11 protein-coding genes are annotated in these 13,578 nt (G+C 73.2%); 6 read left to right on the top strand and 5 right to left on the bottom strand.

All coding sequences use genetic code 11. The annotated features are described in order from the left end of the window. Positions 1–38 precede the first annotated feature (38 nt). The 6 genes from AB0K07_RS28920 (at position 39) to AB0K07_RS28895 (ending at position 6,314) form a co-directional block, all read left to right on the top strand. Complete coding sequence (locus AB0K07_RS28920) at positions 39–719, top strand: response regulator transcription factor (protein WP_363760151.1); 681 nt, start codon at positions 39–41, stop codon at positions 717–719. A 13-nt stretch (positions 720–732) separates the two neighbouring features. Continuing rightward, positions 733–2,211, top strand: coding sequence for a HAMP domain-containing sensor histidine kinase (locus tag AB0K07_RS28915; protein ID WP_363760148.1), 1,479 nt, complete (start codon positions 733–735; stop codon positions 2,209–2,211). Next, entirely contained in the window at positions 2,208–3,116 is a 909-nt protein-coding gene (locus AB0K07_RS28910) for a Gmad2 immunoglobulin-like domain-containing protein (protein ID WP_363760145.1), read from the top strand. The genes AB0K07_RS28915 and AB0K07_RS28910 overlap by 4 nt, the downstream gene beginning before the upstream one ends. A gap of 137 nt (positions 3,117–3,253) precedes the next feature. Further along, the gene (locus AB0K07_RS28905) at positions 3,254–3,874 is read left to right on the top strand and encodes a TetR/AcrR family transcriptional regulator (protein WP_363760142.1); all 621 of its coding nucleotides are present in this window, start codon (positions 3,254–3,256) and stop codon (positions 3,872–3,874) included. 46 nt (positions 3,875–3,920) lie between these two features. Continuing rightward, positions 3,921–5,414, top strand: coding sequence for an MFS transporter (locus AB0K07_RS28900; RefSeq protein ID WP_363760139.1), 1,494 nt, complete (start codon positions 3,921–3,923; stop codon positions 5,412–5,414). 108 nt (positions 5,415–5,522) lie between these two features. Further along, the gene (locus tag AB0K07_RS28895; protein ID WP_363760136.1) at positions 5,523–6,314 is read left to right on the top strand and encodes a maleylpyruvate isomerase family mycothiol-dependent enzyme; all 792 of its coding nucleotides are present in this window, start codon (positions 5,523–5,525) and stop codon (positions 6,312–6,314) included. 42 nt (positions 6,315–6,356) lie between these two features. Here AB0K07_RS28895 and AB0K07_RS28890 read toward each other — a convergent pair whose 3' ends face one another. From AB0K07_RS28890 to AB0K07_RS28870, 5 genes are all read right to left on the bottom strand, one after another. Continuing rightward, positions 6,357–7,556, bottom strand: coding sequence for an RtcB family protein (locus AB0K07_RS28890; RefSeq protein ID WP_363760133.1), 1,200 nt, complete (start codon positions 7,554–7,556; stop codon positions 6,357–6,359). 382 nt (positions 7,557–7,938) lie between these two features. Beyond that, positions 7,939–9,936, bottom strand: coding sequence for a translation factor GTPase family protein (locus tag AB0K07_RS28885; RefSeq protein ID WP_363760130.1), 1,998 nt, complete (start codon positions 9,934–9,936; stop codon positions 7,939–7,941). A 343-nt stretch (positions 9,937–10,279) separates the two neighbouring features. After that, positions 10,280–11,587 carry an RICIN domain-containing protein gene (locus AB0K07_RS28880; RefSeq protein WP_363760127.1) on the bottom strand — a complete coding sequence of 436 codons (1,308 nt, stop codon included), beginning with the start codon at positions 11,585–11,587 and terminating at the stop codon, positions 10,280–10,282. 110 nt (positions 11,588–11,697) lie between these two features. Then, on the bottom strand, positions 11,698–12,534 hold the full coding sequence (locus tag AB0K07_RS28875) for a M15 family metallopeptidase (RefSeq protein ID WP_363760124.1): 837 nt from the start codon (positions 12,532–12,534) through the stop codon (positions 11,698–11,700). Between the two features lie 12 nt (positions 12,535–12,546). Beyond that, on the bottom strand, positions 12,547–13,572 hold the full coding sequence (locus AB0K07_RS28870) for an acetylxylan esterase (RefSeq protein ID WP_363760121.1): 1,026 nt from the start codon (positions 13,570–13,572) through the stop codon (positions 12,547–12,549). Between the last annotated feature and the right edge of the window lie 6 nt (positions 13,573–13,578).

The raw sequence follows: 13,578 nt of genomic DNA, 5'->3' as shown, positions 1-13,578 counted from the left end.
AGGGCTGCGCACCGTCGCGGCGGGTCTACCCTCAGGTGATGGAGGGCCGCGTGCTGGTGGTCGAGGACGATGCCTCCATCCGGGAGGTCACCGCCCTCGGTCTGCGCCGCGCCGGCTTCCGGGTCGACACCGCCGTCGACGGGCGGCAGGCCCTGGCGGCGTGGCGGGCCCACCCGGTCGACCTGATCGTGCTCGACGTGATGCTGCCCGGCCTGGACGGCCTGGAGGTCTGCCGGGAGATCCGGCGCACCAGCCAGGTGCCGATCCTCATGTTGACCGCGCGTACCGACACCCTCGACGTGGTCGTCGGGCTGGAGTGCGGGGCGGACGACTACCTGCGCAAGCCGTTCGACCTGCCCGAGCTGGTGGCCCGGGTCCGGTCGGTGCTGCGCCGGGCGAGCGCGCCGGTCGCGTCGAGCACCATCGAGGTCGGCCGCCTGGAGATCGACCCGGGCAGCTTCGTGGTACGCCGGGACGGCCGGGAGGTGCCGCTCACCGCCACCGAGTTCCGCCTGCTGCTGGAGCTGGCCCGCCGGCCCGGCCAGGTCTTCACCCGGGAGCTGCTGCTGGACCTGGTCTGGAACCACAGCTTCCTGGGCGACTCGCGGCTGGTCGACGTGGCGGTGCAGCGGCTGCGCGCCAAGGTCGAGGACGACCCGGCGCATCCTCGGCTGGTGCGCACCGTACGCGGCGCCGGCTACAAGCTGTCCACGGGCTGACGGGAGGTCGGCGATGGCCGGACGCGCGGTGCCACCGGGCCGCCTGCGGCGCCGGCTGACGATCGCCTTCGTGCTGGTCGCCGGGGTCTCCGCCGGTCTGCTCGCCGGAGGCAGCGGGCTGCTGCTGCGGCAGTCCTGGTTGGACGCCTCGCTGCACCAGGCCGCCGCCGACGCCCGCTACCAGCTCGTCCTCGCCGGACAGTTCCTGCCGCTGACCGATCAGCGCAGCACCGAGCTGCTCACCAGCTTCGAGGGCAGCGGCCGGCACGTGGTGCTCGTCGACGGTCCGGCCCGCCCCTCGCACCCGTCGTACGCCCCGACGCTCGGCACCCAACTGCGGGCCACGGTCGCGGACGGGCAGCTCGGCTTCCAACGGTCCGCACCGGCGGAGCGCCCCCGGCTGCTGGTGGTCGGCGGCCGCATCCCCGGCTCGACCGCCGAGCTGTACGTGATCACCGTCGAGGACGACATCGCCGCCGACCTCGCTCAGCTGCGTACCGCGTTGCTGGCCGGCTGGGTGCTGGTGGTGCTGCTCGCCGCCGGGGTGGGGCACCTGCTGGCCCGCCGCACGCTGGAGCCGGTCGGCCGGGCCAGCCGGGCCGCCCGGGCGCTCACCGAGGGCCTGCTGGCCACCCGCCTGCCGGTACGCGGGCGGGACGAGTTCAGCGTCTGGGCGGCCTCGTTCAACGAGATGGCCGAGGCGCTGGAGTCGAAGATCGCCGCGCTCTCCGCTGCCCAGGCACGGGAGCGGCGGTTCACCGCCGACGTCGCGCACGAGCTGCGTACCCCGGTGACCGCCCTGGTGGCCGCGGCCTCGATGCTGCGCGAGCACCTCGACCAGCTGCCCGACGACGCCCGGCCGGCCGCGCGGCTGCTGGTCGGTGACGTGGTCCGGTTGCGCCGGCTGGTCGAGGACCTGATGGAGATCTCCCGGCTGGACGCCGGCCGGGAGCGGCCGGCCGTCGAGCCGGTCGACGCGCCCGCGCTGCTGCGCGGGATCGTCGCGGCGCGCGGCTGGTCGGAGCGGGTGCTGGTCTCCGGTGATCCGGTCGCGCTGCGCACCGACCCACGGCGGCTGGAGCGGGTGCTGGCCAACCTGGTCGCGAACGCGGTCGAACACGGCGGCGGCGAGATCCGGGCCACCGTGGCCGGGGCGGGCCCGCTGGTCGTGTTCGAGGTCACCGACCAGGGGCCGGGCATCCCGGCCGAGCATCTGCCGCGCCTGTTCGACCGGTTCCACAAGGTCGACCCGTCCCGCTCGGCGCCGGGCAGTGGGCTCGGGCTGGCCATCGCCCGGGAACACGCCGCCCTGCTCGGCGGGGTGCTGAGCGTGCGCAGCGAACCGGGCGCGGGCAGCCGGTTCCGGCTGGAACTGCCCGCACACGGTCCTGCCGAGCCGCCCGACAGCCCGCCGGCCGACATCCCGGCGCGACCGCCCGAGCGCCCCCGCAGCGGGCGCACGGCCCCGGCGTCGTCCGGGGGTGCGGGGTGAGCCCGCGGGGTACGGCCCGGCTGGCCGCGCCGGTGCTCATCGCCGCGCTGCTCGTCAGCGGCTGCGGCACCCCACGGTCCGGTGTTCTCGGCCCGGCGCCCACCGCGGCGCCGTCGAGCGCCGCCGCACCCACCGGGCGCCCGGACCCGACGCCCGCCCCGACGACGGAACCGCGACCGTCGCCCACCGGCGCCCCGACCCGCCCGCCGGCACCATCCGCCACCGGTACGCGCCGGCTGGACACCGTGACCATCGAGCTGTGGTATGTCCGTGCCGGGCAGCTCGTCCCGACCCGCCGGACCCGGCCGGCCACCGTGGCGACGTCCCGGCTGGCGCTGACCGAGCTGGCCGCCGGGCCTACGCCGGCGGAGGCCGCCACCGGGCTGGCCAGCCTGCTGCCGGCCGGCGTCGAGGTGACCCGGATCACCGATGGCGTGGCGACGCTCGGGCCCGTGCCGTCCGCCGGCGACGCGGTGGAGCGCCGGCTGCGCGAGGCACAGGTGGTGTGGACGCTCACCCAGTTCCCCACGGTGCGGCAGGTCCGTTTCGGCGACGGCGACCCGGTCGGCCGGTCCGACTACGCCGACCTGCTGCCGCCGATCGTGGTCACCGACCCGATCGTCGGCCAGCGCGTCACCGCCCCGCTCACCGTCACCGGCACCGCCGACGTGTTCGAGGCCACGGTGAGCGTCCGGGTCCTGGACGCCGCCAGCCGGGAGGTGGCCACCGGCTTCGGCACCGCGAGCTGCGGCAGCGGCTGCCGGGGCGGGTACCGGGTGGTGGTCGGCTGGCGCACCGCCCGCGAGCAGCGCGGCACCATCGAGGTGTACGAGGTATCCGCCCGGGACGGCTCCAGGATCAACACGGTGGCCGTCCCGGTGCTCCTCGCTCCCTCCCGGGGCTGAGCACCGGGTTCACCTGCCCGACACCCGAGGGAAACGTAATCGTTTCGTTCACTCGGTGCGACGCAACTCATAAAAGCCTGCACGATCTCCGAACCGCGAACTAGGGTCAGTACGACATCGTTTCGCGGGGGGTCGAGATGCTGGGCGGTCAGCAGGTGGGCGCGGGTGCCGAGGTGCCGGCTGCCCGGGGCGCCCGGTGCAGCGCGACAGACCTGTTCGCCGTGGTCATCGACCTGCTGCGCGTGGTCGGCTACGACCGGATGACCATCGACGCCATCGCCGCCCGCGCCCACGTCAGCAAGGCCACCATCTACCGGCGCTGGGACGGCAAGGCCGAGCTGGTCGTCGCCGCACTGCGCGACCGGCACGTGGGTGTACACAACCCGCCCGACACCGGCTCCCTGCGCGGCGACCTGATCGAGTTGCTGCGCGCCACGGCCGCCATCTGCGCGGCCGACTGTGACCTGATGCAGGCGTTGACCTTCGCCATGCGGACCAACCCCGAGCTGGAACGGCTGGTACGCCACCAGGTGCTACCGGCCGAACGGGTGGCCAGCACCGCCATCCTGGTCCGTGCCGCCGCCCGGGGCGAGATCCCGCCGGAGGCCGGCGAACGGGACCTGTTCCACGATCTGGCGCCCGCGCTCACCATGTCCCGCATCGTCGCGCACGGCCTACCCGCCGATGACGCGTTCCTCGCCCAGGTCGTCGACCAGGTGCTGATCCCGGTGCTCCGCTACCAGCCCGACCGCCCCTGACCCGACCGGCTCCCACCCGACCTACCGACACGCGGAAGGCTTCACCATGCCCGGAACTACCTCGACCGCTCCCGGCGCGCCCGGCGCCGAGACGTCGACGAACACGCCGCACCCGCGACGCTGGATCGCGCTGGCGGTCATCGCGGTCTCGCAGCTCATGGTGGTCCTGGACGCCACGATCGTGAACATCGCGCTCCCGAAGGCGCAGGCCGACCTGGGGATCACCGACGCGAACCGGCAGTGGGTGATCACCGCCTACACGCTGGCCTTCGGCGGCCTGCTGCTGCTCGGCGGCCGGATCGCCGACTACTGGGGCCGCAAGCGCACCTTCCTGGTCGGCATGACCGGTTTCGCGCTGGCCTCCGCGCTGGGTGGTCTGGCCACCACCGGCGAGATGCTCTTCGCCGCCCGCGCCTTGCAGGGCGCCTTCGGCGCGCTGCTCGCCCCGGCCGCGCTCGCGCTGCTCACCGTGCTGTTCACCGAGGCCACCGAGCGTGCCAAGGCGTTCGCCGTGTACGGCGCGATCGCCGGCGGCGGGTCCGCCGTTGGCCTGCTGCTCGGCGGGGTGCTCACCGAGTACGCCGACTGGCGCTGGTGCCTGCTGGTCAACATCCCGGTCGCCGCCATCGCGATCGCCTTCGCCCTCCCGCTGGTGCCGGAGAGCCGGGCGCACGGCAACACCCGCTACGACGTGCCCGGCGCGGTCGTCGTCACCGCCGGCCTGGTCTCCCTCGTGTACGGCTTCACCAAGGCCGCCGAGAACGGCTGGGACGCCACCGCGACGCTCGGGTTCATCGCCGCCGGCGTGGTGCTGCTCGCCGCCTTCGTGGTGATCGAGCTGCGCTCCAACCACCCGCTGCTGCCGCTGCGGATCATCCTGGACCGCAACCGGGGCGGCGCGTACCTCGCCTCGACGCTGATCGGCGCCGGCCTGTTCGGCGCGTTCCTCTTCCTGACCTTCTACTTCCAGGTGGTGTTGCAGTACAAGCCGCTGGAGGCCGGGCTCGCCTCGCTGCCGGTCACCGCTGGCGTGCTGATCGCGGCGGGTGGCGCCAGCCAGTTGATGCCGCGGGTGGGCGCGAAGCCGCTGATGGTCGGCGGTACCGTGCTGGCCGCCGTGGCCATGCTGGTGCTGACCCAGATCGACGTGGACACGTCGTTCCTCACCCTTCTGCTGCCCGCCCAGGTCATCCTCGGCATGGGTCTCGGCTTCACCTTCGTGCCGCTGTCCAGTCTCGCCCTGGTCGGGGTGCCGGAGCACGACGCCGGCGCGGCCAGCGCGACGCTCAACGCCACCCAGCAGATCGGCGGCTCGTTGGGCACCGCACTGCTGAACACCTTCTACACCAGTGCGGTCGCCGCGTACCTGGTCGGTCGGGCGCCGAACCCTGTCAACCAGGTCGAGGCGCTGGTGCACGGCTACCGCGTGGCGTTCGCCTGGGGCGCGGCCCTGATCGTGCTGGCCGGGCTGGTCACCCTGATCCTGGTGAAGGTGCGCAAGGAGGACATCCCGTCCGGCAACACCGTGCACATGGGCTGAACCGACCGACGCGCCCGCCGGCCGGTCCCTCCTCCCGCGGGAGTGGGCCGGCCGGCGGCCGCTTCCGGTAGCGTCCCGACCACCGTCGAAAATCCGTTGAGGAGACACATGTCCACGGCTGCCGACCAGATCATCACCGCCCTGCGCGCGGGCCACGAGGAGCTCGCCGCGCTCGTCCGGGACCTGAAGGAGGACGATCTCCTGCTGCCCTCCGGGGCCAGCGAGTGGCAGGTGTCCCAGGTGCTCAGCCACCTGGGCAGCGGCGCGGAGATCAACCTCGCGACGCTGAACGCCGCCCGCACCGGCACACCCGCCCCGGACGGCGACTTCAACCGCGGCGTCTGGCAGCGCTGGGACGCGATGCGCCCGGCCGAGCACGCCGCCGGATTCCTCGAGGCCGACCAGCGGCTCGTCGAGGCGTACGAGGCGTTGGACGCGGCGAGCCGGGCCTCGCTGCGGATCGACCTCGGCTTCCTGCCGGAACCGGTCGACGTGGCCACCGCGGGCCGGTTCCGGCTCAGCGAGTTCGCGCTGCACCAGTGGGACGTCGAGGTGGCGTTCAACCCGTTCGCGGCGGTGACGCCGCAGGCGGTGTCCCTCCTGCTCGACCAGGTCGGCGGCATGCTGGCGTGGACCAGCCGGCCGCAGGAGCTGGCCGGCCGGGAGGCGACCCTGCTGGTTCGGCTGCACGAGCCCGAGCGGACGTACGGGCTGCGGCTGGGCGAGCGGATCGAGCTGACCGACGTGCCGGAGCAGCCGGACGGCGAGCTGACCGCGCCGGCCGAGGCGTGGCTGCGCCTCGCCACCGGGCGGTTGAGCCCCCAGCACACACCGGACGGGGTGCGGGTGACCGGCCCGGTGAGCCTGGACGACCTGCGCCGGGTCTTCGCCGGCTTCTGAGCGGACGCCGCGCGGGCCGGTCGACCCGGCCCGCGCGGCCCGTCAGCCCTTCACGCAGACGACCTGCTTGAGGTGTGCCACCACCTGCACCAGGTCCTCCTGCTGGGCCATCACCTCGGTGATGTCCTTGTACGCCCCTGGGATCTCGTCGACCACCCCAGCGTCCTTGCGGCACTCCACGCCGGCGGTCTGCGCGGCCAGGTCGGCCGTGCTGAAGGTCCGCTTGGCCTGCGCCCGCGACATCCGCCGCCCGGCCCCGTGCGAGGCCGAGCAGTACGCGTCCGGGTTTCCCCGACCCCGCACGATGTACGACCCGGTGCCCATCGACCCGGGGATGATGCCCAGGTCGCCCCGCCCGGCCCGGATCGCGCCCTTGCGGGTGACCAGCACGTCCACCCCGTCGTAGCTCTCCTCGGCGACGTAGTTGTGGTGGCACGAGGTGGGCTCGTCGTAGCCGACCTGCGGGAAGTGCTCCCGCACCACCCCGCAGAGCAGGGCCAGCATGACCGCCCGGTTGCGCCGCGCGTACTCCTGCGCCCACCACAGGTCCCGCCGGTAGGCGTCCATCTCCGGCGTGCCGGCGAGGAACACCGCCAGGTCCCGGTCGGGCAGGTCGGCGTTGTGCGGCAGGCGCCGCGCCACCCCGATGTGCCGCTCGGCCAGCTCCTTGCCGATGTTGCGCGACCCGGAGTGCAGCATCAGCCACACCCGTCCCTCGTCGGCGCCACCCTGCTCCAGGCAGACCTCGATGAAGTGGTTGCCGCCGCCGAGGGTGCCGAGCTGCCGCTGCGCCCGGGTCTCCAGCTGCGCCACCCGCCGGTCCAGCCCGGCGAACCGGCCCCAGAAGTCGTCCCAGCCGGCCTGCTCCAGGCCACGGACCCGGCGCGGGTCGACCGCCTTCTCCCGCTGGGCGAAGCCGACCGGGATGGTCGCCTCGATCGCGGAGCGCAGCCCGGCCAGGTCGTCCGGCAGGTCGGCAGCGGTCAGCGAGGTGCGTACGGCGGACATCCCGCAGCCGATGTCGACGCCGACCGCGGCCGGCGAGACGGCCTGCCGCATGGCGATGACCGAGCCGACCGTGGCGCCCTTGCCGAAGTGCACGTCCGGCATCACGGCGACACCCTGCACCCAGGGCAGCGCGCCGATGTTGCGCAGCTGCCGGGCGGCCTGCGGCTCGATGGCGTACGGGTCGGTCCAGACCCGGACCGGTGCCCGGGTACCCGCCAGGGGAGCGAATCCCATCATGGTCTCCTCGTGTCGTGCCGGCACCACCGCCGAGCGGTGACCGGAAGTGATCGCACGCCGGGCAGCCGGGTGCGGAAGTCTCGTCGGATATGAAAAGGCCGCCCGACCCGCAGGGGGTGGGCGGCGGCGCCTGACGCGCTGGCGTCAGAGGTGGCGCCGCCCTGGCCACCCACCCTGGTCGGGCCGGCCGAAACACCGGTACCGTGCGCCGGAGGGCAATCCGGCACCCGCACCTGGCGCTGGCCAGGTGGCTTCGGTGCGGTTGCGCTGCGACACGGCGTGCTCCCCGGGATCTGATCGGTCGACCTTGCGCCGATGACGCTAGGCGGGCCGGGCCGCGTCCGCAATGGATATTGCCGACGGGCCCCGCCGCGACGGCCTAGCGGCCGACGACCCGGCGGGCGACCGCAAGCAGATACTCCTTGCGGTCCAGCGGGTTGTGGTCCCACCGTGCCCGGGTGGGTGCCGGGCCGCGCACGGGCTGGTACCGGTCGAAGGCGGTCTCCAGCACCCCCTCGCCCCGGGTCAGCGACGGCAGCCGGCGCTCCAGCGCGTGCACCCGCCCGGCCGGGATGTCCCCCTCCACGAGGTACGACGCGCCCTGCCCGGTGGTATCGGTCGGCACCGCGTCCAGCCGTGCGAGCGCGGGCAGCAGGGTGCCGAGGACGTCGCCCGGCACCTCCAGCCGGAACCGGTGCACCGGCTCGTGCACCCGGGTGCCGGCCCGGGTGAGCGCGGTCATCAGCACCAGCGGGGTGAGGTTGCGGAAATCCCCGGCGGTGCTGGACATGCTCTTGTCGAAGGTGCCGTGGGAGTGGCTCTGCCGCGCCCAGTAGCCGGCGTGGGTCATCGTCACCTCGCAGTCGGGGACCTGCCAGCCGTACGGGCCCTGGCGCAGCGTCCGGTGCACCGTCTCCTCGACGGCCGCGAAGAACGCCGGCGGCATCGAACCCAACTCGACGCCGAGCCGGAAGCTCACGCCCGCCCCGACCGGAGCCGGGGCCACCCGCAGCCCGACGGTGGCCAGGAACGGGTTGGGCGCCACGGCGATCACCTCGACCGCCGCGCCGACGCCGCGCAGCCGCTCCACGTGCACCGTGCTCGTCTTTCGGAAGGTCACGGCGACCCCGAAGTCGTCGGCCAGGGTGGCCTGGATGACCTCCTTCTGCACCTCGCCGTAGAGCGAGACGCTGATCTCGTGCTGCCGGTCGTCCTGCCGCAGGTTGATCAGCGGATCCTGCTCGGCGAGCTGGCTCAGCGCGGCGTGCATCGTGGCGCGATCCGCGGCGCGGTCCGGGACCACCACGGTCTCCAGGGTGGGCGGTGCGAACTGGCGGTCCGTGCCGGCCCGCTGCGGGGGTACGCCGACCGGGTCACCGATCCGCGCCTCCGTGAGGCCCCACAGCCGGGCGATGTGGCCCGCCCCCACCGACGACGCGGCGACATCGGCCCCGTCGGCGACGACGCGAAGCGCGGTGACGAGCGATGCGTCGGTCGCGCCGACCCGGATCCGGTCGCGGACCCGGATGGTGCCGGCAAAGAGCCGCACGAGTGCGATCTTCTCCCCCGCCGGGCCGCGCTCGATCGCGAACACGGTGCCGGAGACCGGGGCGTCGGCGTCGCCCTGGACCGTGGGCAGCAGTTCGGTGATCCCGGCGATCAGCGCGTCCACTCCGGCGCCGGTGATGGCCGAGCCGGCGAACACCGGCTGGACCAGCGCCCGCCCGGTCCGGTCGGCCAGCGCGCGGCGCAACCGGGGGTACGCCAGCGTCGAGGGGTCGGCCACCCAGTCGGCGAGCAGCGCGTCGTCCTGCCCGGCGAGCAGGTCGAGCAGCCGGTCGGTGAAGGTGACGTCCGCCGGGCCGTATGGCGTGCAGCGGGCCTGCCGTGTGCCGGCCTCGGCCACCGACCCCATCGCCACCACGGTCGGGGTCAGCTTCTCCGCGACGGCCCGCACCACCCGCTCGGGGTCCGCCCCGGCCCGGTCGACCTTGTTCATGAAGATCAGCGTGGGGATGCGCAGCCGGCCCAGGGTGCGCATCAGCACCCGGGTCTGCGGCTGGACGCCCTCCACGGCGGAGACCACGAGCACCGCGCCGTCGAGCACGCCGAGCACCCGCTCGACCTCCGCGATGAAATCCGGGTGGCCGGGCGTGTCGATCAGGTTGACGGTCACGCCGTCCAGCACGAAGGAGACGACGGCGGAGCGGATGGTGATCCCGCGTTGGCGTTCCAACGCCAGGGAGTCGGTGCGGGTGCTGCCCGCGTCGACACTGCCGAGCCGGTCGGTCACGCCGACGGCGTACAGCAGTCGCTCGGTCAGGCTGGTCTTACCGGCATCGACGTGCGCCAGGATGCCGAGGTTGAGGGTCTTCACGGAGCGTCATGTCCTTCAGGTAGGTGACAGGTCCCTTCTGGTCGGACATCGACGCAGCGCGCATGACTACTCCCTGAGGTTGGTGGTGGTTTGGGCAGTTCATCAGCCCGTCGCGCGGCGAGCAACCGATTAACCGGATGTCGCGGCGGGCATCTATCCACGGGTGAGCGCTATACCTGTGAGTCATAAACATGCCTCACAGGTATAGCGCTCGATCGGGTGATGCCCGCCGGGCCCGACCGGTTGGCGGTCACCGCCCGCACCGTGCGCGCCGACGTCGAGCGGCTACGGGTGCTCGGCTACCGTCCCAGAGCGGGCGAACCGGAGGCGTCGGGACGGAGGTCTACGTCTGCGGGACCAGCCGGAAGGACTGCGCGGCGGTGCCGTTGCAGGTGTACTGGACGAGCTGGACGCTGTCCGCGGTGGACGCCCCCGGCACGTCGAGGCACTTGCCGCTGTTGCGGTTGACCAGGCGGTAGTAGCCGTTGCCCTCCGGCTCCGCCCGCCACTGCTGGTTGTTGCCGCCGCTGTAGGACCAGAGCTGGATGGGCGCCGAGTCGGCGGTCGACACGTTGGTCACGTCGAGCACCTGGGCGCTGTTGTTGCGGTTGTTGACCCGTAGGTAGCCGCCGCTGGTCGGCGGGAACTGGTACTGCTGCGCGGCGCTGCGGTTGCAGGCGTACTGCTGGATGACGGTGCCGTTCGCGCTGGCGGCGGCCCGCGCGTCGACGCATTTGCCGTTGCCCCGGTTGACCACGGTGTGCCAGGCGGTCGGCGAGATCGAGCCGGGCGGGGTGGGCGTCGGGGTGGGGACCGTGCCGGCACCGGCGAGCCAGTGCAGCCCGTCGATCAGCAGCCGGTTCTGCTGCTCACTGTCGAAGGTGGAGGACAGGCCGGTGTTGGTGTTGTAGTCCATGGCGTTGTGGCCGAAGTTGGCGTACAGCATCTTGTACCGCTTGTTGCTCCAGACGAGCGGGTAGTAGCCGCTGTACCAGGACTGGTTGGGGTCGGTGCCGACCGGGAAGCTGGACGGGTCGATCGAGGCCAGGATGTCGATGTCCGGGTTCTGCCGCAGGTCGTTGTTCCAGGAGTACCACTCGCTGATCGACGAGGGGAACGTCGCGGGGAGTTGCCGGGTGGCGGGGTGCGTGCGGTTGTCGGTGCGCATCGTCACCCGGGTGGGCCCCCAGGTGTTCGACTTGAAGGCGCCGGTGCCGAGGAAGGTGTTGTAGTACCAGCTCCAGCTCGACGGGTTGGTGTTGAACGCCGTGACGTGGAAGCCCAGCCACGCGCCGCCGTTCTGCATGTACTGCTGGAACGCCGCCCGTTGCGCGGTGGGCGGCGCGTCGTCGAGGAACATGATGACCTGGTACTGGGCCAGGTTCGCGGTGTTCAGCAGGCTCCAGTTGGTGGTCGCCTCCCAGGAGAAGCCGTACTGGGCGGCCGCCTGCGGGAACCAGGCACGGGCGTCCCTGACGAAGTCGATGTGTGCGGCGTCCCAGGTGCCGTTGTAGAAGGCGAGGACCTTGAACGTCGGAGCGGCCTGCGCGGCGCGCGAGGCGCTGACGGCGACGCCGACGCTCAGCGTGACGACCAGCGCGACCAGCAGCGAGATGATCCGCTTGGCACGGGTGGAGAGTTCTGCGATCACCTGATCGTCCCTTCGGTGGTGGCCTGGGGACGCGCGCCGCCGCGTCGCGTGAACATTTGTTCACAAGGTTTACAGATTGACGAAAGGTTATGCGTTGGAGTCCGGTGGCGTCAACCGACCGAGGAGCGGGCCACCGGCGCGGCGAAGTAGGTGTCCGGGTACGGCTCGTCGCGGAGGCGGTAGTGCCACCACTCGCGGTCGTAGTTGACGAACCCGGCGTCGGTCATCAACCGCTGCAACAGTCGCCGGTTGTCCCGGGCCGCGCCGGTGATCCGGGGGTCGGCCGTGTGCGCCCGGGTGTCGAAGCAGTCGAAGCCGGTGCCCATGTCGATGCTGTTGTCCGCGAAGCGTTGCCCGCGCGGCGCGGTGCAGGCCACCAGCGGCCGCCCGGGCACGTACGGGGGCTGACTGGCGGCGGGCTCGTCGACCAGGGTCAGGTCGATGGTGCTGCCCCGGCTGTGCGAGGTGGGCGCCCCGATGTAGCCGTCGGCGAAGAGCCGGCTCTTGGCCACGTCCGGATAGAACTCGGCCTTCGTCTGCTGCTCGGTGGGGCGCTTCGCCCACGCCACGAAGTCGTCCGCCGCCGGCTGCGGGCGGTAGCAGTCGTACACCTTGAGGCTGTGCCCGCCGGCCAGCGCGGCGTCCTGGACCCGCCGCAGCGCCTCGGCCGCCTGCCGGGTGAGCAGGCACAGCGGTTCGGGATAGCCGGTGACCGGCCGGCCGACGAAGTTGTGCGCGGTGGCGTACCGGATGTCGGTGTGGATGCGCGGGTCGACGTCGGTCAGCACCACGAACCCCGGCAGCCCGACGGCGGCGGAGGACGCGGGGCTCGACGACGCCGGCGCCGAGACGGTGGGCGTCGGTCGGGGCTCCGGCCGCGAGCAGCCGCCGAGCAGCGCGACGAACGCGAGCACGGCAGCCCCACCCACCCGGCCTGGCCTGCGCACCCGTCCTGTCTATCAGCCCCGGGCGGCGCTGGGCGCCGGATCGGCTTCCGACAGCCGGCCGGGGGCACCGGCGCCCTCCATCAGGTGCTCGCCGAGGAAGCGCAGCGCCGCCTCGTCGTCGTCGATGCCGCCGGCCTCGTGGCCGTTGTACCGCCACACCGACAGCTCGGTCGGGCCGGCGTGGGCGTTGACGGCGGCGTAGACCGTCGACGGCGGCACGATGTCGTCCATCAACGCCACGGAGTACCGCGCCGGACGGCGGCAGCGGCGGGCGAAGTTGACCCCGTCGACGTACGCGAGGGTGCTCAGCACCCGCTCCTCGGCGTCCCGGTGGATCGCCAGGTAGTCGCGGATCTCCCGGTACGGGCGGGTGTCGGTGGCGACCACCGCACGCGGGATGTCGCAGAGGAACGGCACGAAGGCCACCACCGCCCGCACGCCGGGTGCCAGCGCGCCGGCCGCGAGCGCCAGCGCGCCGCCCTGGCTGTGCCCGAGCACCGCCACCCGGGTCGGGTCGACCATCGGCAGGGTCCGGACGGCGTCCACCGCCCGGACCGCGTCGGTGATCAGCCGGCGGTAGTAGTACGTGCGCGGGTCGGCGATGCCCCGGGTGGCCACCCCGGGCGCCTCCGGACCGGCGGCGCCCGGGTCCGGGGTGGCGCCCCGGCTCCAGCCCGAGCCCTGCCCCCGGGTGTCCATCTGCAGGTGCGCGAACCCGGCGGACGCCCAGAGCAGGTTCTCCAGCGGGTGCCCGCGCCCACCGCCGTAACCGGCGTACTGGATCAGGGTCGGCAGCGCGGTGCCAGCCCCACGGGGCACCCGCAGCCAGGCCCGCACGGGCTGGCCGGCGAAACCCGCGAAGGTCACATCGAGGACGTCGATGCCGGCCAGCCCCGTCGCCACCGGCTCCGCGCGGACCGGCCAGCCGGCGTCCCGGGCCTCCGTCAGGGTGCCGGCCCAGAACTGGTCGAAGTCCGCGGGCTCCCGCACCGCACTGCGGTAGCCGCGCAACTGCTCCTCGGGCAGGTCGGTGTACACGGCATC

The sequence above is a fragment of the Micromonospora sp. NPDC049301 genome (assembly GCF_040678715.1).
Taxonomy (GTDB): Bacteria; Actinomycetota; Actinomycetes; order Mycobacteriales; family Micromonosporaceae; genus Micromonospora.
The sequence above is the reverse complement of the archived record's forward strand: the minus strand, read 5'-3'. Positions and strand labels throughout refer to the sequence as shown.